Here is a 685-nt window from a genome sequence, read left to right on the forward strand (position 1 = left end):
GGCCGGAGCCACAGACCGCCGTTGAATGAGCGGATGCTAATTACTATCTCCCGAAAGAATCCGCATACCAGGAAGGGCGCTGGGAAACACTGCCCTTTCAGCGGGCCATCATGAATGCGATGGGCAGCGACTACATCCGTGAGGTGAATGTGGTGAAGTCTGCCCGTGTCGGTTATTCCAAAATGCTGCTGGGTGTTTATGCCTACTTTATAGAGCATAAGCAGCGCAACACCCTTATCTGGTTGCCGACGGATGGTGATGCCGAGAACTTTATGAAAACCCACGTTGAGCCGACTATTCGTGATATTCCGTCGCTGCTGGCGCTGGCCCCGTGGTATGGCAAAAAGCACCGGGATAACACGCTCACCATGAAGCGTTTCACTAATGGGCGTGGCTTCTGGTGCCTGGGCGGTAAAGCGGCAAAAAACTACCGTGAAAAGTCGGTGGATGTGGCGGGTTATGATGAACTTGCTGCTTTTGATGATGATATTGAACAGGAAGGCTCTCCGACGTTCCTGGGTGACAAGCGTATTGAAGGCTCGGTCTGGCCAAAGTCCATCCGTGGCTCCTCGCCAAAAGTGAGAGGCACCTGTCAGATTGAGCGTGCAGCCAGTGAATCCCCGCATTTTATGCGTTTTCATGTTGCCTGCCCGCATTGCGGGGAGGAGCAGTATCTTAAATTTGG

Annotated in this window: 1 protein-coding gene; it reads left to right on the top strand. The window is 53.1% G+C overall.

The window, feature by feature from the left end; translation table 11 throughout:
* Positions 1-110 precede the first annotated feature (110 nt).
* A partial coding sequence (locus CSC70_RS13920; RefSeq protein ID WP_425501600.1) for a phage terminase large subunit family protein occupies positions 111-685 on the top strand: 575 nt, incomplete at its 3' end.

The organism is Pseudoxanthomonas kalamensis DSM 18571 (genome assembly GCF_010211745.1).
Taxonomy (GTDB): Bacteria; Pseudomonadota; Gammaproteobacteria; order Xanthomonadales; family Xanthomonadaceae; genus Pseudoxanthomonas_A; species Pseudoxanthomonas_A kalamensis.